The following is a 23,420-nucleotide window of genomic DNA, read 5'->3' on the forward strand; positions in this document are numbered from 1 at the left end:
TAAAAGCATGGGTGAACACATAATAGATAATTACGAAGTACATGTTTGTATGGGTACAGCTGGTGTAGCATCAGGTGGTACAGAGGTTATGGAGGCCTTCAGGAAGGCCTTCGAAGATGCAGGCCTGCCAGCAGAGATAAAAGAGAGAAATTGTAAAGTCAAGGCAACAGGTTGCAGGGGACTTTGTGCGAGGGATGTACTTGTGGATATTTATGTCCCAGGGAAAGAAGCTGTTACCTATGAGCATGTTACTGCTGAAATGGTTCCAACTATAGTGCAGGAACATGTGGTTGGCGGCGAGGTGGTAAAAAAGTGGGCTGCCAAGGACGATTATTACGATTTCTATAAACATCAAAAGAGATATGTTTTAAAGGATTGTGGTAAGGTTGACCCCGACAGTATTGACGACTATATAGCTCACGGCGGATATGAGGCAATTAAAAAGGTATTAAAAGAAATGACCCCTGAGCAGGTTATAGAAGAGGTTAAGAAGTCAGGACTTAGAGGTAGAGGGGGCGGTGGTTTCCCTACCGGCTTAAAGTGGACATTCTGTAGAAATTCTCCCGGGGATTTGAAATATCTAATTTGTAATGCAGACGAAGGTGACCCTGGTGCCTTTATGGATAGAAGTATAATAGAAGGTAACCCGCATGATGTTATTGAAGGGATGCTTATTGCGGCTTATGCAATAGGTTGCAAGGAAGGATATATATATTGTAGGGCTGAGTACCCACTTGCAATAATCAGGGTTAAAAAAGCCTTAAAGGATGCTGAAGAAAGAGGATTTTTAGGGAAAAATATATTAGGAACTGATTTTGAATTCCACCTTCACTTAAAAGAAGGTGCTGGGGCTTTTGTCTGTGGTGAAGAGACAGCGCTTATTGCTTCAATAGAAGGGGAAAGAGGTATGCCCCGCTCAAGACCACCTTTCCCTGCAGTGAAAGGCTTGTGGGGGAAGCCCTCAAATGTCAATAATGTAGAAACATTCGCAAATCTTCCGATGATTATTTTAAATGGTGCTGACTGGTATGCGTCAATTGGTACCGAAAAATCAAAGGGAACAAAAATATTTGCTCTAAGTGGAAAGGTTAAAAGTACAGGGCTTATAGAAGTTCCCATGGGGATTACCGTCCGCCAATTGATTTTTGATGTTGGTGGAGGAATTCCTAAAAAAAGAAAATTTAAGGCAGTGCAGCTCGGTGGCCCATCAGGTGGATGTTTGCCTGAGAGTCTTCTCGATACACCTATTGACTATGACTCACTTATTGCAGCTGGTGCGATGATGGGTTCCGGTGGTGTCGTTGTTATGGATGAAACAAACTGTATGGTTAACGTGGCACACTTTTTCTTAACTTTCACTCAGAGAGAATCATGCGGTAAATGTATTCCGTGTAGAATAGGGACAAAAACAATGCTTGATATTCTTGCAAGGATTACAAAAGGTCAGGGTAGAGAAGGTGATATAGAGCTTCTGGAAAGTTTGGCTCAAGATATTAAAGTCTCTTCGTTATGTGGTTTGGGACAGACTGCACCTAACCCTGTTCTTACGACAATCAGATATTTCAGGCATGAATATGAGGCTCATATTAAAGAAAAAAGGTGCCCGGGTAGAGAATGTACCGAATTAGTAAAGTTTGAGGTACAAGAAGACGCATGTAAAAAATGTGGTATCTGTTTTAAGGTGTGTCCGGTAAATGCAATTACCTGGGAAAAAGGAAAAGTGGCATACATTGACAAGAGCAAGTGTGTTAAATGTCGTGAATGTATTGTAAACTGTCCTTTTAACGCAATAGATTAAGAAAAGAGGGTGAGCGTATGGTTACCGTTAAAATAGACGGCAGAGAAGTACAGGTAGAGCCAAATAGCACGATTTTACAAGCTGCGGAAAAAGCTGGTGTCCATATTCCGGTATTATGTCATCATAAGACATTAAATCCGTTTGGAGCCTGCCGTGTTTGTTTGGTCGAGGTTGTTGGAAACCCTAAGCTTATGACTGCCTGTACCACACCTGTAACTGATAAAATGGAAATAGTTACACAGAACGAAAAACTACAAAAATTGAGAAGAACGGTTATAGAGCTTCTCCTTATCAACCACCCGTTAGACTGTCCTGTTTGTGACAAGGGTGGGGACTGTATGCTTCAGGATCTTACATTTGAGGTTGGCCTTACGAATGTAAGGTTTGACCCGAAACCAAACGATACGCCATTTGACCACACAAACCCATTTATTGAAAGAGATATTGATAGATGTGTGCTTTGTGGCAAATGTGTAAGAATTTGTGACGAAGTTGTTAATATTCAGGCAATAAGCTTTATAAACAGAGGTACGGAAACATACATTGGGACCTCATTTGACCAACCGTGGAATTGTGAATACTGCGGTCAATGTATGAGCGTTTGTCCTGTCGGTTCATTGAATAACAGGGTATATTTGTTTAAAAACAGACCGTGGAATCTTGAAAAGACAGAGTCTGTTTGCGGTTTTTGTTCATGCGGATGTTCAATTATAGTTGAGCATGAAGATAATGAAGTTTATAAAATCTCCGAAGATCCTGATTTAGGCGTAAACCATGGCTTTTTATGTGCAAAAGGGAGATTCGGGTATGAGCTTATTAACTCGCCTGAAAGGGAGAAGACTCCAAAGATTAAAAAATCGGGGGAATTTTCAGAAAGCAGCATAGAAGAGGCAATAGAATATGTTGCCGCTAAAATAGGTGAAATAAAAGGTAAGTATGGTGCTGATTCAATTGGGGTATTGGTTTCTCCAAGAGTGACAAATGAAGAAGCATTTTTAGCTCAAAAATTTGCAAGAGAGGTAATTGGAAGTAATAATGTGTTCTCATTTGAAACGGTTAATGCTTTGCCTGAAGGGACATACGAGGATGTGGAAAACTCTGACAACCTAATAGTATTAAATATAGATGTAACCGAGTCAAATCCGGTACTAGGTTATGCAATAAGAAGAATGGGTAGAAAAGAAGAGACTACACTTAGTGTATTCTACCCAAAAGTGACTTCACTTAAGAGAGTAGCAACCAACTTTTTTACCGGCAAGCCGTCAGAGGTATATGAGAAGATAGAAAATTTTATAAACGGACTTAAGGGTGATGGTGAATTTAAAGATTTGGCTGATAGTTTTAAAGGCGCTAAAAAGCCTGTTTTAGTTTACAATCCATACGATGAACTCGATTTGTACTATGCTAATGAGATAAAAACTCTAGTTAATAATGTGATAACTGTACCTTGCAGATTAAAAAACAACTCTCAAGGTATAGTAGATATGGGTTGTACCCCTTACTATAAACCGGGTTATGTAAAAACAGAAGCACAGGCTGATTTTCGAAAGGTGTTGGAAGATGGTAGCTTAAGGGCACTTGTAATCTTAGGTGAAAATCCACTATTGCACCCTGAATATAGTGACCTTGGGGATATTTTAGGCAAGCTTGACTTTTTGGCAGTTACCGATCCGTTTATGAGTGAAGTCGCGGAGCTATCTGAAGTATATATACCTGTATCACTTTTTGCTGAAAAAGATGGTACATTTACTAACTTTGAGGGAAGGGTTCAGAGCTTAAACAAGACTGTAGACAATGGAGTAATATCTGATCTTGAGTTTTTGGCATTACTATCTGCAAGGTTAGGCGTAAACCTTCCTAAAGGTATTGATGAGGTTCAAGATTTAATCAGAAAAGAGGTGCCACTATACAATGATGTTGATTTTAATGGTGGAACAGTCAAATATCCGTTTGTGTTAGACGGAGCATTTGCTCTTAAAAAGGTTTCGCCAAAAGGTAAAGGAAAATTTAAAGTTTTCCCTGGTTCATTAAGACTTCATTCAGGTTCATTTACTAGAAGATCTCAGGATCTGAGTAGGGTGTACGCTGAGCCGGCAGTTGAAATAAACCCTACAGATGCATCTAAACTTAATGTAGGAGATGGAGACTATATTATTCTGAAGTTTGAAGATACAACTAGAAAGTTTAGAGTTGCTGTAGTTAAAGGTATGCCGGATGGTGTTGTTTCTTTGCCTAATGATTTCAAAGAGACAGCTGATCTCTTCCACAAAGGGAAGTATTTAAAGGTAGATTTAGTTAAACATAATGGATAATAAATTGCAGGAAGCTTTGAGGATGTATAATATGGGAAACTATTCCGGAGCAATTGAGATACTTAGTGGGTATATACAGGACAGTAAAGATAGTGATGGTTTAGCCAATTACTATCTTGGTCTTTCCTTGTATGACTCAGGCAGACTTAGTGAGTCGGAAAAGCATTTTAAAAATGCAGTTTCCCTTAATCCAAAAAGTGCCAAATATTATTATAGACTTGGGCTTGCATGTGCAAGGCTGATGAAGTTTTCCGAGGCGATACAATATCTGACTAAGGCGATAGAATTGGCTGAAGATAACGTAAGAGCCAAGTACATGTTAGGTACAGTCTATTTTAAAATTGGCAATCTGCAGGAAGCAAAAAAGATATTTAATGAGATTAAAGAGAATAATGAAGAAAATGCAGCAGCAGTATATTATTTGGGGTTATGTGAGTACTATTTGGGAAATATTGAAGAAGCCGAAAAGCTTTTTAAAAGGACTCTGACAATCAACAGTGACTACTTGGATGCTTATAAAAAGCTTGGTGATTTGTACTTTACAAAGCATGATTATGAAGAGGCTTCCAAATGTTATTTTAAGGCATACAGCAGAGGGATAATGGATATAACACTATTGCTTAATTATTCCTTAGCTCTGATAGGGTTGACGAAATATGACGAGGCAGAAGAAGTTCTTGAAACTGCGAGCAAAAATTACCCTAATAACCCCGAAGTTGAAAAGTTGGTTGAAGTTTTTAAAGATATAAAAAAATTATAAGAGGTTGGCTATGCTTTTAGAGATTCTCTTAGTAGTAATCAAAATCCTAATCGTTATCACAGTTTTACTTTTAGGTGTAGCCTATATGACCTGGCTTGAAAGAAAAGTCATCGGTCATATGCAGGTAAGGCTTGGTCCGACACACGTAGGTTGGAAAGGTTTGTTACAACCTATCGCAGACGGACTGAAACTTGTTGCTAAAGAGGACATAGTTCCTGATATGGTTGATAAGCCGGTTTATATTATAGCTCCGCTATTAAGCTTAATTCCGGCGTTATCAGCATTTGCGGTTATCCCTTTTGCTGATAAGTTTACACTGTTTGGCTATCAGATCCAGCCATACATCAGTGACGTCAACATTGGTCTTCTTTATGTGTTAGCTTTATCTTCAGTCGGTACATACGGTCTTATTATGTCCGGATGGGCATCAAACTCCAAGTATGCTCTTCTTGGAAGTTTGAGGTCTTCAGCGCAGGTTATTAGTTATGAGACTGCAATGGGACTTGCCCTTATTGGACCAATTCTTCTTGCTGGTACTGTTAGCCTTAAAGGGATCACTGAGGCTCAGGCTGGAGGGCTATGGTATATAGTTCCACAATTTGTGGCATTTGTTGTATACCTTATCTCTGCAATAGCCGAAACAAACAGGGCGCCTTTTGACTTGCCAGAGGCAGAGACAGAGCTTGTTGCTGGTTTTCATGTGGAATACTCAAGTATGAAGTTTGCAATGTTCTTTTTGGCAGAATATGCAAATATGTACGTAGTTTCTTCAATAGCTGCAATAGTTTTTCTTGGTGGATGGAATGGTCCTGTTTTACCGGGATTTGTATGGTTTGTGTTGAAGGTTTTATTCTTCATGTTCTTCTACCTGTGGCTAAGGGCTACATTGCCAAGGCTTAGGTTTGACCAGCTTATGGCGCTTGGTTGGAAAATATTGATACCTATTGCCTTAGCAAATATAGTTATAACATCTATAGTTGTTTATGTGATAAGGTAGGGGGTGCTTAATGAAGAATATATTTGATACGATATTTTTTACTGAAATATTCCAGGGCTTAGGTGTAACTCTTAAGCACATGTTTAAAAAGCCTGTAACAGTCAGGTACCCTTATGAAGAGTCCCCTATCTACAAATTTAGAGGGATTCATTATATGAATGTCGATGAGAGAGGGGTGAGCAAATGTGTTGGTTGCTACCTTTGTGAAAAGGTCTGCCCTGCTGAATGTATTCATATAGAAACAGATGCCGGTCCTAACGGTGAGAGATTGGTAAGGAAGTTTGAAATAGATTTATCAAGATGTATTTACTGTGGATTTTGTGAAGAGGCTTGCCCTAAAGATGCAATTCACATGAGTGACAGGTATGATACTGTAGATAGCACCAGGGATAATTATATTATCAACATGAGATACATGGTAGAGAATAGGAAAAATGTCAAAGGAGAATAGATTATGGAACAGGTGATTTTTTATATTCTTGCGTTTGTAGCTATAGTTTCGTCCCTGTTTATGATAACTAGGAATAGCCCTGTGCACTCAGCATTATGGATGCTTCTTACTTTTTTTGCAGTTGCCGGAATCTTTGTACAATTAGATGCAGAGTTTGTTGCTGCAATTCAGGTATTGGTATATGCAGGGGCAATTTTGGTTTTATACCTGTTCGTTGTTATGCTTCTTAACCCTAAATCACATGGGTTTATAAAGGTTCCGTTCAGGTATGTAATCGGAGTTGTCGCATCTATTATAATAGTGTTTCAGGTGCTTATGACTCTTAAAAGCTCTGAAGTAATTGGTAAACTTGGATGGGTAACTCCTCAGTTGGCGCAAGAACTTGGTAATGTTAAAATGTTCGGTAAAGAGCTTTTTACGACCTATTTGGTGCCCTTTGAAATTGCATCTATATTATTGTTAATAGCAATGATTGGGGCAATAGTTCTTGCTAAAAAGGATTAAGGAGGAGGGTTTATGACTTTACAGCATTATTTAGCACTTAGTGCAATTATTTTTGGTATAGGGATGACTGGAGTTCTTGTAAGGAGAAACTTGATCGTAATGTTTATGTCATTAGAGCTTATGCTTAATGCAGTAAATATAAATTTAGCAGCATTTTCTAAATATTTACATGCAATGAACGGCCAAGTTTTTATAGTTTTTGTTATGGCAGTTGCTGCTGCTGAGGCTGCGGTCGGTTTAGCCCTGATCATTACTCTCTTTAAAAATAAAGAGACAATTAATGCAGATGAAGTAAACTTTTTTAAGGGATAGGAGATAATGATGATAGAGTTATTAATTCTGTTGGCACCTTTAGCAGCCCTATTAATTAATGGTATATTCGGAAGGCTTTACATTAAAAACAATGCTCATTACATTGCAATAGCAGGTGTTCTTGTGTCTCTACTTGTTTCTCTGATTACTTTTGTCAGAGTCATGGGGGGACATACTGTAGATACTGTAGTATATGAGTGGGTTTTAGCCGGAGATATAAAGATACCTTTTGGAATACTTGTAGACCAACTAACGGCTTACATGCTTGTGGTGGTAACTTTTGTAAGCACTATGGTACATATATACTCCATTGGCTACATGCACGATGATCCTGGTTACTGGAGATTTTTCACATATCTTTCAATATTTACATTTTCAATGTTAGTTCTTGTATTAGGTAATAATTTCCTAATGCTTTTTGTTGGTTGGGAGTTAGTTGGACTGTCCTCTTACCTTCTTATCGGTTTCTGGTATGAGAAGAAGAGTGCAGCAGATGCCAACAAAAAGGCATTTGTAGTAAACAGGATAGGGGACTTTGGTTTTTATGTTGGCTTGCTTTTAGTGTTGGTAACTTTTAGAAGTCTAAACTATTCAGATGCCTTTAATCATGAAGCGATAGTGCATGTTAAAGAAGCAACATTTAAAGTTTTTGGTGCGAATTTAAGCCTATTGGATTTAATGACTTTTGGGCTTTTCTGCGGTGCAATTGGCAAATCTGCCCAATTTCCACTTCATGTGTGGCTACCTGATGCAATGGAAGGTCCTACACCGGTTTCAGCCCTTATACATGCTGCTACAATGGTAACGGCAGGTGTTTATATGGTTGCTAGGTGCAATCCATTATTTGCTGAAGCCCATATTACAAGTAATATAGTCGTCTATATAGGTATGTTCACTGCATTATTGGGTGCTACAATAGGTCTTACTCAGTTTGACCTTAAGAGAATCCTTGCCTACTCCACTGTTAGTCAGCTTGGGTACATGATAATGGCTACAGGTGCAGGTGCATATATAGCAGCAATTTTCCACCTTTTTACTCATGCATTTTTCAAAGGGCTTCTCTTCTTGGGTTCAGGTAGCGTAATGCACGCAATGGAAAATGACCTTGATGTTAGAAAAATGGGTGGACTTAAGGCTAAGATGCCTATTACAAGATGGACATATTTAATAGGATGTATGGCAATTTCTGGTGCGGTTCCATTGATGTCAGGGTGGTTCTCAAAGGATGAGATACTTGCAATGACATTTGCAAGCGGACACTATTTCCCATGGTTTGTGACAGCTGTTGTTGGTGGAATGACTGCATTTTATATGTTTAGGTCATACTTCCTTGTATTTGAGGGCACACCAAGGGATAAACATAAGTTTGATCATGCACATGAATCACCACTAACAATGACTGTTCCATTAATATTACTTTCTATACCAGCAATTTTCGCTGGACTAGTGTTTGGTCTTCCATTAGAAAATGGTATTATCCATAAAATGCTTTCTCATGTTGTAGCTGGTCATGGTGAAGGCGGACATCATCTAAGCCATGCAACAACATATGGTTTAATGGCTCTTTCAACCGTTATCGGTATAATAGGTATTTACATAGCTTATGTATTTTATGTTCAAAAACCGGATGTATTGCCTGCTAAGACTGCTAAGGCTGCAGGTCCGATTTACAAATTATTCTACAACAAATGGTATTTTGACGAGATATATCAGGCATTCATAATTAACCCATTGGTTATGATATCAAAATTCTTATGGAAAGGTTTTGATGCCAATGTTATTGACTTTATTGTCAATGCATTCGGATGGGTGGCAAAGTTTCTCGGTAGCGTGCTTAGACATCTACAGACCGGGAGAATTCAAACATATATATTTAGCATGGTAGTAGGTGTCATCCTGCTGCTAACAATATTCTACATAGGTTAGGGGGCAGAGTATGATGGCGAATATTTTGACTATATTAATCTTCTTCCCGGTTTTAGCTGCATTCTTTCTCTTCCTCTTTTTTAGAAGTGGAAAGGCTACAATGTGGGGTGCATTTATTGCAAGTATTATCGAGCTCGTGTTGACAATGCCGCTTATGACAAATTTTGATAAATCTAATCCTGGCATGCAGTTTGTTGAAAAGTACGACTGGATCAGCTCATTTGGCATTCAGTACTATGTTGGGGTAGATGGCATTTCGATTTTAATGGTATTTTTAACCACATTGCTTACTGCAATAGCTATTTTGGGCTCATTTACATATATTCAAAAGAGACAAAGAGAGTTTTACATTGCAATGCTTATATTGGAAGCAGCAATGGTAGGTGTATTTGTCGCACTTGACTTTTTCCTCTTTTACATTTTGTGGGAAGCAATGCTAATTCCTATGTACTTGATAATCGGTGTATGGGGTGGTGCAAGAAGGATTTATGCTGCAGTTAAATTCTTTCTTTATACACTTGCAGGTTCTGTATTTATGATGCTTGCAATTATCGCACTGTATTTCAAACATGGTAGCATTACTGGAAATTACACATTTGATATTCTCGCGATATCAAGCCAATCTTATGGTGGAGGATTGTTTGAAACATTAGTATTTTTGGCATTCTTTGTTGGCTTTGCTATAAAGGTTCCAATGTTTCCGGTACACACATGGTTACCTGATGCACACGTTGAAGCACCGACTGCGGGTTCAGTAATACTTGCTGGTGTACTTCTTAAAATGGGTACTTACGGACTTTTAAGGTTCTGCTTGCCTATCACACCTATTGCGTCTATTAACTTTATGCCTTTTGTTGCAATACTTTCCGTAATTGCGATAATTTATGGTGCTCTTGTGGCCATGGTTCAGGAGGACATAAAGAAACTAGTTGCTTATTCATCAGTTAGCCACATGGGTTTTGTAACACTTGGAATTTATGCGTTCAACCAGTCAGGTATAGAAGGTGGTATTCTTCAAATGTTTAATCATGGTATTATTACGGGTGCACTCTTCCTACTTATCGGTTTGTTATATGAAAGGACTCATACAAGGATGATTGCAGATTACGGCGGAATTGCATCAAAGGTTCCAGTATATGCTACAATTTTCTTGATATTTACAATGGGGTCAATCGGTCTACCAAGTATGGGTGGCTTTATTGGTGAGTTTTTAGTACTGGTAGGAAGCTTCAAAGCATTTTCAAATATGGCAATCATAGCAGCTTCAGGGGTAATTTTTGCTGCTGTGTATATGCTATGGATGTATCAGAGAGTGTTCTTCCAGTCTTACAACACTGGTTTACACAATTTGACTGATATGAATGTAAGGGAAGTAATTTATATAATGCCTCTAATAATTTTGGTATTTTGGACAGGTATATACCCAGAGACCTTTACTTCTTATATGCATGAGAGTGTAAAACAGCTGGTAGAACAGATTCAAAGTATCAAAGTAGCGATGAATTAAGGGAGGGGATAAGATGGGTCAGAGTATAGTTTCAATTTTACCAGAAATATTGATGACCATTTTCGGATTAATGCTTATTGTTATTGATGTTATGAGTAAGGATGAGAAAAAGTCCGGAGTGGGATATTTTGGAATCGCTTTTATCCTCCTAACGCTGCTAGCATCTGTGCCAGTTGGAGGTTTTAAGATTGTTGGGTTTGATCAGATGTTAGTGTGGGATTCGTATGCATATGCATTTTTCATAGTATTTGCAATTGCCTATATCCTAACCACGCTTGGCTCTGTAGACTACTTGAAAGCTAATGGCATAAATAAGGGTGAGTATTATACTATCCTATATTTTAGTATAATTGGCATGATGTTTATGGTAAGCGCTACAGACCTTTCTGTACTTTACTTAGGTCTTGAAACAATGGCAATTGCTATGTACATAATGGCTGGTTTCAATAAAAAGGATAAGAGATCAAATGAAGCTGGGATTAAGTATTTCATAATTGGTGCTTTTTCATCAGGTATACTGTTGTACGGCTTAACTTATGTGTATGGTTATACTGGAAGTACAAAGTATTCTGTCATAGCTGAAATGTTGAGAACAAACGGCGTAGAAAACTTGAACATTAAGCTTGGTCTTGTAATGATGCTTGCAGGATTTGCATTTAAAATTTCTGCTGTGCCATTTCATATGTGGGCTCCGGATGTGTATTCAGGAGCACCAACACCGGTTACAGGGTTTATGACTGTAGCACCAAAAGCTGCTGCATTCGGCGCCCTTATAAGATTTGTAATGGTTGCTCTTGAACCAGCAAGTGTTCAGTGGCAATTATTTTTCTCCATCTTAGCTGTTCTTACAATGACTTATGGTAACCTTGTGGCTATTGCACAAAACAATGTTAAAAGAATGTTAGCTTACTCCGCAATTTCACATGCAGGTTATATGCTAATTGGCCTTGTTGCTGCAAATGATTTAGGATATAAAGCGATTGCCCTTTATATGATTATTTATGGTTTTATGAATATTGGTGCTTTTACGATACTTGGACAGCTTAAAAATAAAGGAATAATTGATGATGAAAGACTTGAAAGTTTTGCAGGTCTTTCCAAAAAGCATCCACTTGCTTCACTTGCAATGTTAATATTTATGTTTTCACTCGCAGGTATTCCGCCATTGGCTGGATTTGTTGGTAAATTTTATATATTTTCTGCTGCCATTAAGAGTGGACTTGTGTGGCTTGCTATAGTCGGTGTGGTAAATAGTGCGATTGCTTGTTACTACTACATGAGAGTAACAATTTACATGTACTTCAAAGAGGCTGAATACGATGCTTCAATTGAAATGAAGCCTGCCAGCTCAATTGCTACTTTTATCGCAGTTGTATTTGTCCTTTTAATTGGTGTATTTCCATCATTTTTTATAAATATAGTAAAAATGATGATTGTATAAGGGTGAAACATGGAAATAACTATTAAAGAGGCATTGGAAGATGCCAAAAGAAAGGAAGAGCTGGCATATGAATTTTATATGAAGCTTCACGATTATGTGAAAGACCTTGGTGCCAAGACTATTATTAAAGAATTGGCCGAAGAAGAGGTTAAGCATAAAAATCTTATCCAGGAAATGATGGACACCGGGAAGATTGATGTTGTGGGGCTTGATACCAAGTACTATTACACAGACCTTGGAATAAGCCAGATGGTACTTCCAAAGGTTATATCGGATGATATGAGTGTACAGGATGTTTTGAGAATAGCAATGAAGCACGAGGATAACTCAAGAATTTTTTATGAAAAGCTTGCTGAAAAATATCAAAACAGCCCTGTTGAAGAGGTGTTTAAGCGACTTGCCGTTGAGGAGTCGCTGCATAGGAACACTATACAAAAAATGTATGAGGATATAGTCTTAAGTGAAAACTAAAAGGCAGGCTTAGTCCTGCCTTTTTTTATAAATGGTGCGGATTTTTTTTGACAATTTCTGCAGCATTTATTAATTGCATCAGGATAGCTTCATCGCTAACTTTTCTATATGCTTCTGAAAAATCTTCTTCGTTTACCTGGTAATGAGGCGGAATGTTATTTAGAGTGATTGCAACAAGATCAAGGATACAATCTCTACATGTGCAAATAGATTCATCATTTTCAATTAATTGGATTAAAATCTCCCATACTCGCTTTTCATTGATGTTGTGAATTTTGTCATAATCGTATATATTGATTATAGGCATAAATACCCCCTTTAATATTAACTAAAACATTTTACCATTGGAGGATTAAAATGCAAGATAAAATAGCAGTGATAGGCGGTGGAAGCTGGGGAACTGCACTTGCCAACCTTATGGCTGATAACGGCAATAATGTTAGGATATATGCGATTGAGCAAGAGGTTGTTGAGAGTATCAATAATCAGAACAGGAATGCATTGTTTTTAAATGATGTTGATTTAAACAAAAATATAGATGCAGAACTTATAGAAAATTACGCCGGAGGATATGAGAAAATATTGTGGGCTGTACCAACTCAATATACGAGAAACACTCTAAAAAATATAAAAAGATATCTGAAAGATAAGTCGATAATAATTGCTACAAAAGGGATTGAGATAAACACAGGAGAGCTTATTGTAGAAATATTTGAAGAAGAATTAAATGCCGAATTATCAATAATATCAGGTCCATCGTTTGCAAAAGAAGTTGCCTATAAAAAACCAACAGCAGTAAGCATAGCCTCAAAAAAAGAGAGCGAGGCAAAAAAATGGCAGAAAATACTTTCAAGCAACTATTTCAGAAGCTATACAACTGACGATGTGATAGGCGTTGAAGTGGGCGGCAGTATGAAGAATGTGATTGCTGTTGCCACCGGAATATGTGATGGACTAAAGCTTGGGAATAATGCGAGAGCGGGAATTATAACAAGAGGGTTAGCTGAAATTACGAGGCTTGGGGTTATGCTCGGAGGGAAAAAGGAAACATTCATGGGGTTAAGCGGAATGGGGGATCTTGTTTTGACATGCACCGGAGAGCTTAGCAGAAACAGAGGTGTCGGCCTGAAAATAGCTGAAGGTTACACTCTGAATGATATTTTAAATGAAATGAAAATGGTGGCAGAAGGTGTTTTTACTGCAAGAGCTGCCATGAAGTTATCGGAAAAGTTGAAAATAGAAATGCCTATTACAAAAGAGGTTTATGAAATATTGTATAATAATAAAAATCCTTTGGATTCGTTAATAGATTTAATGAACAGGCCGTTAAAAGAGGAGCATGTCTGATTGATCAGACATGCATTTTTTCAACTTTTTTTAACCAGCCCCTGCTGTCTTTTATTTTTCCATATTGAAGGCCGGTATAATATTCGTAAATCTTTTTGGAAATAGGCCCTATTTGACCATTTCCAACATCAATAGAAGAACCATCTTCAAACACATACGTCCCTACAGGTGAAATTACAGCAGCCGTACCGAAACCACCTGCTTCGACTATTTTTCCGGATTTTACATCTTCAATAAACTCATCAATTTTAATTCTTTTTTGAACAACATTTAGTCCCAAATCGCCAGCAAGTTCTATGATGGACTGTGATGTGATTGATTTGAGAATGGTGTCAGTAAATTCAGGGATAACCACAGTACCATCAGAGGTAATATGGTAATGGTTCATCGCACCTGCTTCTTCAATGTAAGTGTTGGTAGTATCAAGGTATAACACCTGATTTGCACCAAATTTTTTAGCAAATTCGCCTGCTTTAAGAGAAGCTGCATAGTTGCCTGCAGCTTTGGCATAGCCTGTTCCGCCCGGAGTAGCCCTATGAAATTTTTTAGTGATTAAAAGTTTAATAGGTTTTGAAAATCCATCTGGATAATATGGTCCGCTTGGAGATAAGATTACTGCATATTTATATTTTGAACCGGGATGAACGCCTAAGGAGTCATCAAATGAAAACATAAATGGTCTTATGTACAAAGAAGCGCCTTCCTGTATTGGAAACCATAATCTGTCGACATCAATCAGTGTATGGATAGCTTTAATTTGAAAATCAACAGGCATTTCAGGCATGCACAGACAATCAGCAGAAATATTCATTCTTTCGGCATTTTTATCAATTCTAAAAGTATATATTTCGTTATCGGGGTGCATAAAAGCTTTTGCACCTTCAAAAATTGCCTGAGCATAGTGAAGCACAATAGCACCAGGCGGTATGGAAAAATCTGAATAAGGTATTATGCTTGCGTTATTCCAACTGCCATCGGTATAATCGCACACAAACATATGGTCTGTTCTTAATTTTCCAAAAGGGAGTTTATCTTTTGGAGTAAGTTGGGATTTGATTCTCTCATCGGGCTTTTTTAAATTTAATTTAATTTCCATAAATACCCCCACAAAATGATAAATATGCTATTTTTAACTTACAAAAAAGTCAAGAGAAGTTATTTGGATATTACAATATTGCTTAAATTTTCAAAACAATACTTGATTAGTTTAATTATAAAGGTTAAATAAGCTTCCTTGTTGTTAGGAGGTATTATGGTAGATATATTGGCTAAAGAGTTTAACAGACAGGCAAAGCAAATTGACAATTTATTGAAATTGTATCTCGAAGGTAATACTGTGCCCTTCATCGCCCGTTACAGAAAGGAGATGACGGGGAGTATGGATGAAAACGAAATAAGAGCTATTATTGAAAGATATGAGTATATTGTAAATCTTGAAAAAAGAAAGGAAGAGGTAATCCGTCTTATTGATGAAAAAGGGAAATTAACTGATGAACTTAAATCAAATATTATAAATGCAGTAACATTAAAAGAGGTTGAAGATTATTACGCACCATATAAATCAAAAAGAAAAACAAAGGCGGATATTGCAAGAGAATTAGGTCTTGGAGGATTGGCCGACTTTATTAAAAGTTGTAACAATAAAGAGATTATTTTTGGTGAAGCATTAAAATATTTAAATGAAAACATAACGTCTGAACAAGATGCCGTGGAGAAGGCACAGGATATAATTATAGAAGAGATAGGTCATAATATTGATATAAAAAACAGAATAAGGGAAATTTTTAAAAATGAAGGGGTCATAATATCGTTAAAAGCGAATGATGTACAGGGCAGAACGGTTTTTGAAGACTATTATGACTATGAGGAGAAGATAAAAAATATACCATCCCACAGGGTGCTTGCTATTTTTAGAGGGGAAAGGCAAAAAGTTTTGAAAGTAAAAATTGTAATCGATGAAGAAAAAGGGGTAAATGCAATTAAAAATATTTTGAATAGCAATGTTGTTTTTAACGAAATAATTGAAAGTGCCATTGTCAAATCGTTCAAAAGGATGATTTTGCCATCTATTGAACTTGAAGTAAGAGGCGAACTTAAAGAGATGGCAGAAGAAAAAGCAATAAAGGTATTTGAAGATAATCTTAAAAATATTCTGCTAACCCCCCCTGTTAAAGGGAAGAGGATTTTGGGGATTGACCCAGCTTTTCGTACAGGGTGTAAATATGCCTGCATTGATGAAACTGGAAAGCTTTTAGGCTACGGAGTAGTTTATCCTGTGGAGCCGCAAAAGAAGATTGACGAGAGCGAAACAGTGCTGATTGAATCGATAAAAAAATACAAAATAAACGCTATTGCCATAGGTAATGGGACTGCAAGCAGAGAGGTAGAGGAGTTTGTTGCCAATATGATTGAAAAACATAATTTGAATGTGGAATACACTATTGTGAGTGAGGCAGGTGCAAGTGTATATTCTGCCAGCAAAATTGCAAACGAGGAATTTCCTGACCTTGATTTGACTATTAGAGGCGCAATATCAATAGCAAGAAGAATAATTGATCCGCTTTCTGAGCTGGTGAAGATTGAGCCTAAATCAATTGGTGTTGGAATGTATCAGCATGATGTAAATCAGATTAGGCTATCAGAAAAACTGAAGTTTGTAGTGGAAGATGTTGTTAACAGCGTTGGTGTAGACATAAATACAGCAGGTTATGCAATTTTAGGCTATATATCAGGCTTAAATACATCTTTAGCAAAAAAGATTGTACAATTTAGAGATGAAAACGGTAAATTTCGAAACAGAAAAGAGTTGTTAAATGTATCCGGGATTGGCGAAAATATTTACAGGCAATGTGCGGGATTTTTAAAGATTTATGATGGGGATGAAATACTTGACAGAATGTTTATACACCCTGAAAGTTATGATGCAACCTATAAACTTTTTGATTATCTTTCACTTGCTCCTGATAACCATAAAATGATAAAACTGGCCTTGAAGGGGAAAAGTTTATCGGAAATAGCAAAGAAAATTAATATTGGTATTGAAACTTTGAAAGATATAGTGGAAAATCTTGAAAAACCTGATGTGGATGTCAGGGATAATATGGCACCTGTTATTTTTAAAAAAGGTGTTATAGATATCAACGATTTACATGAAGGTATGATATTGCAGGGGAAGATTAGCAATGTTGTCGATTTTGGCGCTTTTGTGGATCTTGGGCTTAAAAATGACGGACTTATACATATATCAGAGATGGCAGACAGATTTATCAAACACCCTTCAGAGGTTGTAGAGCTTGGCGATATAGTAAGTGTAAGAATAATTAAGGTTGATAAAGAAAGGGGAAGAGTAAGTTTATCTTTGAAGATATGAAAAAAATACTTGTATTTAACCCATCATTTATAGGGGACAGTATATTAACTACCCCTCTGATAAAGTACTTGAAGTTTGTTTATCCGGAGAGCAAAATATATTTTTGTGTTCGTCCAGAAAGTGTTTCGCTTTTTGAAGGGCTTTCTTTTGTTGATGAGGTTTTGGTTTATGACAAAAGAGGGGAAAAAAGAGGGGTAAGAGGTATTTTCTCATTTATTAAAAAGTTGAACGAAACAAAATTCGATTTAGTTATCTCAGCCCATAAGTCACTGAGGTCAAGTATTATTGTAAACTTTTTAAAAGCTGAATTGAAGGTGGGCTTTAAAGAATCTGTTATGAATTTTGTATATTCCAATAAAGTAAAAAGGGATATGAAACTACATGAGGTTGAAAGAAACCTGATGCTTGCAAGTGAGCTTTTAAATAACTTTAGGCTTGAAGAAGCTAAACAAATTGCAGGTCTTCCAGAGGTTGCCATTGATGAAGAATTTTATAGGAAATTAATGCAGTATCTTCGCATTTCTGCCGGAGGCAGAAAAATTGTCGGATTTGCCCCAACAAGCAACTGGAAAACGAAAATATGGCCTGCTGAGAAATACGCTTTTCTTGTAAATAAATTATATGAAAAAAATATTTATTCTATGGTATTTGCTGCCAGGAGCGAGATGGATGATTATATTAGGTTCAGGGAAAATGTGAAAGTACCTTTTTTTGACTTTTCCCTCAAAACGTCATTAAAAGAGCTATCTTCTGCAATAAAAGCGGTAGATTTGATTGTGTGTAATGACAGTGCCCCGTTGCATATTGCGGTAGCCCACAATAAAAATGTTTTGAGTTTTTTTGGACCCACCGTTCCTGAATTTGGATTTTATCCCTACGGCAGTAATGGAGAAGTTATCGAAATAAAAGGACTTTATTGCAGACCATGTCATATTCACGGTAAAAACAGATGCCCTGAAGGTCATTTCAGGTGCATGAATGATATTGATGAGAATTTTGTGCTGGATAAAATATTAACCTGTCTGGATGTCAAATGAAACTCCTGGTGGTTAGATATAGTGCTCTTGGGGATGTTATTCTTGTTACAGGTGTAATTAGATTTCTGAAAAATATCGGAATGTTTGATGAAATTGATGTTATGACTGACAGGGATTTTAGTTTTATTTTTGAAAATAACAAGAATGTAAACAGAATTATAGAGTATGACAGGAAGATGAGTTTATGGAATTACTTTGAATTTTTACAGAAATGGATTGATGGATATGATGTTATACTTGACTTGCAAGGCAAACCAAGGACTATCCTCTTAAAGCTGTTTTCCGATGCAAAATATGTGGGGTATGGCAAAAAGAGTTTTAAAAGGAGGATGTTTGTTAAATACAGGTTATTTGAAGATTCATTAAATGAGCATGTTACGAAAAGGTATCTTGGCAAGTTTTTGAAGGGTATTAACGTTAAATTGCCGCCACTTAAGGATTTAAGACCTGAAATATTTTTGGGTAAAGAAGTCAGCAAAGATAATACGATAGCTATTCACCCTTTTGCCAGTAAAAACACAAAAGTATGGCCATACTTCAGAAATCTTGCAGATATGCTTATTAAAAATGGCTACAAGGTAAAGGTTATCGGGAGAGGGGAAGAAAATCTTTTTGAAAGTGAGGGATTAACAAATCTTGTCAATAAGACGAGCTTGCAACAGATGTTTGAAGAGATTAAAAAGTCAAGCCTTCTGATTACCACAGATTCCGGTCCCATGCATGCGGCAATTTCTTTGAACGTAAAAACCCTTGCAATTTTTGGCTCTACTTCTTATCACCTTGGATTTTATCCTGAGTTTGAAAATTGTTATGTTATTGAAAATAATATTAAATGCAGACCATGTGACGTACATGGCTTAAAAAAATGCCCTGAAGGGCATTTCAGGTGTATGAAAGATATTGGCGTTGAGCAGGTATTTGAAAAAGTTAAAGAGGTATTAATGTGATATTTTTTGTTCTAAAAAAGCTAATATCCCACATTATCCTTCCGCCGGGACTTTTTGTAGTTATCCTTCTTCTTGCAGGGCTCTTTTTCTTAATGAGAAAAGAAAAATTAAGCGGTCTAATATTAGTGTTTATTGGGTTATTCATATACCTCTTGAGTATCGAACCGGTAAAAGATTTTTTTATCCTCCCCCTTGAAGATAAGTACAAGCCATATAATGAAAACGAATCCTGTGATAAATCCCTGATTGTAGTTCTTGGAGGTGGGATTTATGACAGAAGTCCTGACAATAACTTAAAAGCTACTCTTATGCCTGATGCACTAAAAAGATTAATTTACGGATACAGCATATTTAAAAAATGTGGTGGTGAAATTGCTGTTACCGGTGGTAGAGTTTTCAAAGATACTGATATTTTATCAGAAGCAGAAACAATGAGGGATATGCTGTTGCTTTTGGGGGTAGAAAATAAAGAAATTATTATGGATACTGAAAGTCTTGATACATTTGAAAATATTAAAAACCTTTCTGGTATGATAGATAAAAAAATGTATCCAAAAATAATTCTTGTTACGTCTGCATATCATATGCCAAGAGCTGTAATGATTGCTGAAAAGATGAATCTAAAGATTGTACCTGCACCTACGGATTATAAGACTGATAGGACTGGTTATGATTTTGATAGCTTTTTACCTAAAATGAGTTATCTGGAAGAAACTTATAAAGCTCTTCATGAACATATAGGGATATTATTCTACAGTTTAAAATTTTGAAAATGGGGGGTGGGGCATAAAGCCCCTATGGAAGTCAAGAGAGCTTAATAAGCAAGTCTCCAGCCTCTATCTTATCTCCTTCTGCAAGAAGAATTTCCTCTACTTTGCCGTCAATACTTGCAACAATTTTGGTTTCTATCTTCATCGCTTCGGTGATAATTAGTATATCACCTTTTTTCACTTCCTCGCCTTGCTTTACATTTATTTTGGTAATTTTGCCTGGCATTGTGGCACATATCTGTTTAGGGTCTGTAATATCCCCTTTGATGTTTGATTTAATTATGTCTATAAGAGTGTTATCCTTAATTTTAACATTTCGAGGCTGTCCATTGAGTTCAAAATATACCCTTCTTTCCCCTTTTTCATCAGGCTCACTTACCCCGAGGTACTTTATTACAAGAGTTTTTCCTTCTTCGATGTCTACAGATATTTCTTCTTCTTTTTGAAGAGGGTAAAAGAAAGACTTGGTATCTATTACTAAAGGGTTGCCAAATTCATCCGTGAATTTCACAAAATCCTTAAAAACTTGGGGGTAGAGAGCAAATGATATTATCTCTTCGTCTGAAAATTCTCTACCAAAATCTTTTTGTAGTGTTTTACCGGCCTCGTCAAAATTATAAGGCTCCAAAAGTTCACCGGGTCTGCACTTTATTGGCTTTTCACTTTTTAATACAATTTCCTGTAAATCTGCAGGGAATCCACCCACAGGTTGTCCGAGCATCCCCTTGAAAAAGCTCACTACTGAGTCCGGAAAAGAAAGTGTTTCTCCTTTTGTGTAAATATCTTTGATACTTAAATCATTTCTTACAAGAAAAAGTGCAAGATCCCCGACAACTTTTGATGAAGGGGTTACCTTGATTATATCGCCAAGTGCGTCATTAACCTCTTTGTACATTTTTCTGACTTCTTCCCATCTATCAATAAGCCCCATTGCTTCAACCTGAACCACAAGGTTAGAATACTGACCACCAGGTATTTCATGCTCATAAACTTCTGCGGTTGCAGACTTAAGACCGCTCTCAAACGGGAAGTAATACCTTCTTACCCTTTCAAAATAGTCTGAAATGTTTTGTGCCCAGGCTTTGTCGATGGATGACTTTTTATCGGTCGATTCAAGAGCAGCCATTATAGAATTAAGATTTGGCTGACTTGTAAGTCCGCTCATGGAGCTAATGGCAGCATCTACTATTTCAGCTCCGGCTTCTATTGCCATAAGCACTGATGCTTCGCCATTTCCACTGGTATTATGGGTATGAAAATGTACTGGGAGTCCAGTTTCATCTTTTATCGCTTTGACAAGTAGTTTTGCTGCATAAGGTTTACACAGGCCTGCCATATCTTTTATGCCAATGATATCTGTACCCATTTCGGCAAGGGTTCTGGCAAGATTGGTATAATATTTAAGACTGTATTTATGTTTTTTGGGATCGGTTATGTCCCCTGTGTAACATATTGCTGCCTCACATATTTTGTTGTTATTTTTGACGGACTCTATCGCAACTTTGAGCTGGTCAACCCAGTTAAAGCAATCGAATATTCTAAAAACATCTATTCCATTTTTCGCAGACAGCTCTATAAATCTTTTAACTACATTATCCGGGTAATTGGTGTAACCCACTGCATTTGATGCTCTGATCAGCATTTGAAAGAGTATGTTAGGAATTTTTTCACGCAGAAGTCTCAATCTTTCCCAAGGGGATTCCTTTAAAAATCTGAAAGCAACATCAAACGTTGCACCACCCCACATTTCCATTGAAAATAGATTATTCATGTGGTAGGCGTAAGCATCAGCTATTTCAACCATATCTTTTGTTCTAAGTCTTGTAGCCAAAAGTGATTGGTGTGCATCTCTGAATGTGGTGTCGGTAAAAAGCATTTCCTTTGAATTTCTAATGTAGTCAAGGACACCTTTTACACCTTTTCTGTTCAAAATATCTTTTGTGCCGGTGGGGATTTTCTCGCCGAATTTAACCACTGGGACTTTTATTGGCGGTAAAACTATGTTTTCTGAAAGCTTGACTGAAGAAGGATTATTCACAATGTTATTGGCAAGAAATTTGAGAGTTTTTGTCGCTCTGTCTTTCCTTTTTTTGAATTGATAAAGGGATTTGGTTTCATCTACGAATGTAGTATCTACCTCACCTCTTAAAAATTTTTCATGTGAAATAACATTCTCTAAAAAAGGTATATTTGTTTTTACACCTCTGATTCTAAATTCACTTAATGCTCTTGCCATTTTTCTGGCAGCGTTTTCAAATCTCATAGCCCAGGTGCAGACCTTCACAAGTAATGAGTCATAATGCTCGGTAATTTTCGCATTGACATATCCGTTGCCAGCATCAAGTCTAACCCCAAATCCTGCTGCTATTCTGTAAGCTTCAATTACTCCGGTATCAGGCATAAAATTATTTTCCGGGTCTTCAGTGGTCACTCTGCATTGAATTGCATAACCATGTTTTTGAATTTCATCTTGTGAAGGTATGTTGATGTTTTCGTCAGAGAGCTTTTCTCCACTTGCTATGTGGATTTGTGCCTGTACAAGGTCTATCCCGGTAATAAGCTCTGTTACAGTATGTTCAACCTGTATTCTTGGGTTTACTTCGAGAAAATAGTGTTTTCCTTTGCTATCTACAAGAAATTCAACAGTTGCCGCACTGGAAAGGTTTGACATTTTGCCAATCTTTATGGAGTCACTGTATAAACTTTGCAATGTATTGTCAGGGATATTTATTGAAGGTGCAATCTCAATAATTTTTTGATGTCTTCTCTGCACAGAGCAGTCCCTTTCATAAAGGTGAACAACATTCCCAAACTTATCTGCAAGAAGTTGAACCTCAATATGTTTTGGTCTGTGTATATATTTTTCGATTAAAACATCGTCTTTTCCAAAAGCTTTAAGGGATTCCCTTTTTGCGGATTCAAAATTTTCAATGAGCTCTTTCTCATTCTGGCAAATTCTGATACCGCGTCCTCCGCCTCCTGCCACAGCTTTAAGAAGCACAGGATAGCCGATTTTTGATGCAATACTTTTTGCCTCATCCAAATTTTTAACATTTCCATCAGAGCCTTCGATTACAGGAATATTACATTGTCTTGCCAGATCTTTGGATATTTTCTTATCACCGAAAATTTTTATTGTCTCAGGTCTTGGCCCTATGAAAATAATACCAGCTTTGTCACAGGCTTCTGCAAATTCGTAAGATTCAGAAAGAAAACCGTAACCTGGATGGATTGCATCAATGTTTTTTCTTTTGGCGATATCTATTATTTCTTCTATATTAAGGTATGCCTGTACAGGGTCTAATCCTTTGCCTACAAGATATGCCTCATCAGCTTTATATCTATGAAGAGAGTATATATCTTCGTTTGAATAAATGGCTACAGTTCTTATGCCAAGCTCAGTACAAGCTCTGAAAACTCTTATGGCTATTTCACCTCTGTTTGCACACATTAGTTTTTTGATTCTCATA

General features: G+C 37.0%; 19 protein-coding genes. 16 read left to right on the top strand and 3 right to left on the bottom strand.

Annotated elements, in window-relative coordinates; genetic code table 11:
• The first annotated feature begins 7 nt into the window (after positions 1-7).
• From nuoF to ACTCAF_RS04620, 11 genes are read left to right on the top strand one after another with little or no spacing between them, the layout of a single operon-like run.
• Positions 8-1,798 (top strand): NADH-quinone oxidoreductase subunit NuoF, encoded by a 1,791-nt coding sequence (gene nuoF, locus ACTCAF_RS04570; protein WP_463062116.1) that lies wholly within the window; start codon positions 8-10, stop codon positions 1,796-1,798.
• Between the two features lie 17 nt (positions 1,799-1,815).
• The gene (locus tag ACTCAF_RS04575; protein WP_463062117.1) at positions 1,816-4,110 is read left to right on the top strand and encodes a 2Fe-2S iron-sulfur cluster-binding protein; all 2,295 of its coding nucleotides are present in this window, start codon (positions 1,816-1,818) and stop codon (positions 4,108-4,110) included.
• On the top strand, positions 4,103-4,870 hold the full coding sequence (locus tag ACTCAF_RS04580) for a tetratricopeptide repeat protein (protein ID WP_463062118.1): 768 nt from the start codon (positions 4,103-4,105) through the stop codon (positions 4,868-4,870). The genes ACTCAF_RS04575 and ACTCAF_RS04580 overlap by 8 nt, the downstream gene beginning before the upstream one ends.
• Before the next feature lie 10 nt (positions 4,871-4,880).
• Positions 4,881-5,867, top strand: coding sequence for an NADH-quinone oxidoreductase subunit NuoH (nuoH, locus tag ACTCAF_RS04585; RefSeq protein ID WP_463062119.1), 987 nt, complete (start codon positions 4,881-4,883; stop codon positions 5,865-5,867).
• Between the two features lie 10 nt (positions 5,868-5,877).
• Positions 5,878-6,318 (top strand): NADH-quinone oxidoreductase subunit NuoI, encoded by a 441-nt coding sequence (gene nuoI, locus ACTCAF_RS04590; RefSeq protein ID WP_242819279.1) that lies wholly within the window; start codon positions 5,878-5,880, stop codon positions 6,316-6,318.
• A 3-nt stretch (positions 6,319-6,321) separates the two neighbouring features.
• A complete protein-coding gene (locus ACTCAF_RS04595; protein ID WP_463062120.1) occupies positions 6,322-6,822 on the top strand; it encodes an NADH-quinone oxidoreductase subunit J family protein in 501 nt (166 codons plus the stop codon).
• Between the two features lie 12 nt (positions 6,823-6,834).
• On the top strand, positions 6,835-7,134 hold the full coding sequence (gene nuoK / locus ACTCAF_RS04600; RefSeq protein ID WP_242819277.1) for an NADH-quinone oxidoreductase subunit NuoK: 300 nt from the start codon (positions 6,835-6,837) through the stop codon (positions 7,132-7,134).
• 9 nt (positions 7,135-7,143) lie between these two features.
• The gene (gene nuoL / locus ACTCAF_RS04605; RefSeq protein ID WP_463062121.1) at positions 7,144-9,060 is read left to right on the top strand and encodes an NADH-quinone oxidoreductase subunit L; all 1,917 of its coding nucleotides are present in this window, start codon (positions 7,144-7,146) and stop codon (positions 9,058-9,060) included.
• A 10-nt stretch (positions 9,061-9,070) separates the two neighbouring features.
• The gene (locus tag ACTCAF_RS04610) at positions 9,071-10,567 is read left to right on the top strand and encodes an NADH-quinone oxidoreductase subunit M (protein WP_242819275.1); all 1,497 of its coding nucleotides are present in this window, start codon (positions 9,071-9,073) and stop codon (positions 10,565-10,567) included.
• Between the two features lie 13 nt (positions 10,568-10,580).
• The gene (locus ACTCAF_RS04615) at positions 10,581-12,008 is read left to right on the top strand and encodes an NADH-quinone oxidoreductase subunit N (protein WP_463062122.1); all 1,428 of its coding nucleotides are present in this window, start codon (positions 10,581-10,583) and stop codon (positions 12,006-12,008) included.
• A gap of 9 nt (positions 12,009-12,017) precedes the next feature.
• Positions 12,018-12,479, top strand: coding sequence for a ferritin family protein (locus ACTCAF_RS04620; protein WP_463062123.1), 462 nt, complete (start codon positions 12,018-12,020; stop codon positions 12,477-12,479).
• A 25-nt stretch (positions 12,480-12,504) separates the two neighbouring features.
• Here ACTCAF_RS04620 and ACTCAF_RS04625 read toward each other — a convergent pair whose 3' ends face one another.
• Positions 12,505-12,786, bottom strand: a complete 282-nt coding sequence (locus ACTCAF_RS04625) for a late competence development ComFB family protein (RefSeq protein WP_463062124.1) — start codon at positions 12,784-12,786, stop codon at positions 12,505-12,507.
• 50 nt (positions 12,787-12,836) lie between these two features.
• Here ACTCAF_RS04625 and ACTCAF_RS04630 point away from each other — a divergent pair, with 50 nt between their 5' ends.
• Positions 12,837-13,826, top strand: a complete 990-nt coding sequence (locus tag ACTCAF_RS04630; protein ID WP_463062125.1) for an NAD(P)H-dependent glycerol-3-phosphate dehydrogenase — start codon at positions 12,837-12,839, stop codon at positions 13,824-13,826.
• Between the two features lie 4 nt (positions 13,827-13,830).
• Here ACTCAF_RS04630 and ACTCAF_RS04635 read toward each other — a convergent pair whose 3' ends face one another.
• Entirely contained in the window at positions 13,831-14,922 is a 1,092-nt protein-coding gene (locus tag ACTCAF_RS04635; protein WP_463062126.1) for a branched-chain amino acid aminotransferase, read from the bottom strand.
• Between the two features lie 156 nt (positions 14,923-15,078).
• Between ACTCAF_RS04635 and ACTCAF_RS04640 the strand changes: the two genes are divergently transcribed.
• The 4 genes from ACTCAF_RS04640 to ACTCAF_RS04655 are packed head-to-tail and all read left to right on the top strand — an operon-like array spanning position 15,079 to position 19,950.
• Positions 15,079-17,196, top strand: a complete 2,118-nt coding sequence (locus tag ACTCAF_RS04640; protein ID WP_463062127.1) for a Tex family protein — start codon at positions 15,079-15,081, stop codon at positions 17,194-17,196.
• On the top strand, positions 17,193-18,233 hold the full coding sequence (locus ACTCAF_RS04645) for a glycosyltransferase family 9 protein (protein WP_463062128.1): 1,041 nt from the start codon (positions 17,193-17,195) through the stop codon (positions 18,231-18,233). The genes ACTCAF_RS04640 and ACTCAF_RS04645 overlap by 4 nt, the downstream gene beginning before the upstream one ends.
• Positions 18,230-19,180, top strand: coding sequence for a glycosyltransferase family 9 protein (locus tag ACTCAF_RS04650; protein WP_463062129.1), 951 nt, complete (start codon positions 18,230-18,232; stop codon positions 19,178-19,180). The genes ACTCAF_RS04645 and ACTCAF_RS04650 overlap by 4 nt, the downstream gene beginning before the upstream one ends.
• A complete protein-coding gene (locus tag ACTCAF_RS04655) occupies positions 19,177-19,950 on the top strand; it encodes a YdcF family protein (protein WP_463062130.1) in 774 nt (257 codons plus the stop codon). The genes ACTCAF_RS04650 and ACTCAF_RS04655 overlap by 4 nt, the downstream gene beginning before the upstream one ends.
• Before the next feature lie 34 nt (positions 19,951-19,984).
• On the opposite strand, the gene ACTCAF_RS04660 is transcribed toward ACTCAF_RS04655, so the two are convergent.
• On the bottom strand, positions 19,985-23,419 hold the full coding sequence (locus ACTCAF_RS04660; RefSeq protein WP_463062131.1) for a pyruvate carboxylase: 3,435 nt from the start codon (positions 23,417-23,419) through the stop codon (positions 19,985-19,987).
• Position 23,420 lies beyond the last annotated feature (1 nt).

The sequence above is a fragment of the Deferrivibrio sp. genome (assembly GCF_055117995.1).